Origin of the sequence: Rhodococcus sp. ENV425 (assembly GCF_002887785.1) — a bacterium.
Classification (GTDB): Bacteria; Actinomycetota; Actinomycetes; order Mycobacteriales; family Mycobacteriaceae; genus Rhodococcus; species Rhodococcus aetherivorans.
The window spans coordinates 1-1,776 of the sequence record NZ_PCZU01000290.1; the positions used below are offsets into that span (position 1 = coordinate 1).

Consider the following 1,776-nt stretch of genomic DNA (forward strand, 5'->3'; position numbering starts at 1 on the left):
GTTGGCGAGCAGGACCTCGGCGGCGGCGCCCGAGGCCTGGCCGGCGCGGCTGCGCAGCCGGTCCGCGACGGTGGTGGCGGCCGCCCGGAAACGCTCCGCCTCGGCGTCGCGCGCGGTGTCCGGGATGCTCTCGAACGTGGCGGGTATCTGCGGCCGCGGCGCGGGGCGCACGACTGGGCCGTAGGCAACCCCGGGCACGACGGGCGTGCCCCGAACGATCGACATCTCCGCCGCTGCGGGAATCACCTTCTCCATGTCTCCTCCTCGCCGCCCGGTGTGTCGGGATGGGCCTCCGGGGTAATTCTGTGATCGAGATTACTCCGAACCATTGACATGTCAACACATACGGGCGTAAAACAACATAAACCAACATTTCGGCGGTGAGGAGCCCGGCGTGTACGCAGAGGAACGGCAGCAGGCGATCGCCGAGCTGATCGGCCGACGGGGACGGATGTCCGTCGCCGATCTGGCCACCCGTTTCCGCGTCACCACCGAGACCGTCCGCCGGGACCTCGCCCTGCTCGAGCGGCTCGGCCATGTGCGCCGGGTGCACGGCGGCGCGATCCCCACCGCAGCGCTCACGGTGACCGAACCCGCGCTGAGCGAGCGCGAGCACACCCACGCCGCACAGAAAGACCGGATCGCCGCCGCGGCGGCCCGGTACCTTCCCCCCGCCGGCGGCAGTGTGGTGTTCGACGCCGGCACCACCACCGGCCGGCTGGTGGCGGCGCTGCCCGCCGACGTGGACCTCGAGGTGGTCACCAACTCGGTTCCGATCGCCGCGCGGCTCGCCGGCCTCGGATCGGTGCGCCTGCACATGCTCGGCGGCCGGGTCCGCGGGATCACGCAGGCCAGCGTGGGCGAGGACGCGCTGCGATTCCTCCGGGCTCTGCACGTCGACGTCGCCTTCATCGGCACCAACGCGCTCAGCGTCGGCCACGGCCTGTCCACTCCCGACCCGGACGAGGCCGCCGTCAAGCGCGCGATGGTCCGATGCGCCGACCGGGTGGTCGTCGTCGCCGACTCCTCCAAGATCGGCCGACAGCACCTGATCAGCTTCGCCCCCGTCGACGCCGTGGACGTGCTCGTCACGGACACCGAGATCGACGACACCGACTGCAAAGAGCTCACCGACAACGGAATCGAGGTGGTGACGGCATGATCGTCACGCTGACCGCCAACCCCAGCCTGGACCGGACGGTCGCACTGACGGGCCCGCTCGTCCGCGGCGCCGTGCACCGCGCCGCCGCCACCCGCGTGGACCCGGGCGGCAAGGGCGTCAACGTCGCCCGCGTGCTCCGCGCGGCCGGCCGGCCGGTCCTGGCCGTCCTGCCGGGAAACACCGGCGACCCGTTGCTCGCCGCGCTCGACGACCACGGCATCGGCTACCGCGCCGTTCCGACCGGGGGCTTCGCGCGCAGCAACATCACCGTCGCCGAGCCCGACGGCACCACCACCAAGCTCAACGAGCCCGGCCCGGCGTATACCGAAGGGACACTCGATGCGCTGCGCCGGACCGTCGTCGATGCCGCCGCCGACGCCCGCTGGGTGGTGATGTCCGGATCGCTGCCGCCCGGCGTGCCCGCCGACTGGTACGCCGATCTCGTCCGCTCCGTCCGCGCGGCCGCCGTCGACGGGTCCGTCGCGTGCCGCATCGCGGTGGACACCTCCGAGTCTCCCCTGCTGTCGCTCGCGGCCCGGTTCCCCGACGCCGCCCCCGACCTGCTCAAACCGAACTCGGACGAGCTCGCCCAGCTCACCGGCGCGGACGCCGCC

The 1,776-nt window shown here is 72.6% G+C and carries 3 protein-coding genes; 2 read left to right on the forward strand and 1 reads right to left on the reverse strand.

Going from position 1 to position 1,776, the window contains the following annotated elements; translation table 11 throughout:
• The coding region (locus tag CQZ88_RS27675) for a phosphoenolpyruvate-utilizing N-terminal domain-containing protein (protein ID WP_308410830.1) at positions 1-255 on the reverse strand (255 nt) is incomplete at its 3' end.
• 139 nt (positions 256-394) lie between these two features.
• On the opposite strand from CQZ88_RS27675, the gene CQZ88_RS27680 reads away from it, so the two are divergent.
• Positions 395-1,162 (forward strand): DeoR/GlpR family DNA-binding transcription regulator, encoded by a 768-nt coding sequence (locus tag CQZ88_RS27680; RefSeq protein ID WP_029543365.1) that lies wholly within the window; start codon positions 395-397, stop codon positions 1,160-1,162.
• A partial coding sequence (locus CQZ88_RS27685) for a 1-phosphofructokinase family hexose kinase (protein WP_258008835.1) occupies positions 1,159-1,776 on the forward strand: 618 nt, incomplete at its 3' end. The genes CQZ88_RS27680 and CQZ88_RS27685, both read left to right, overlap by 4 nt.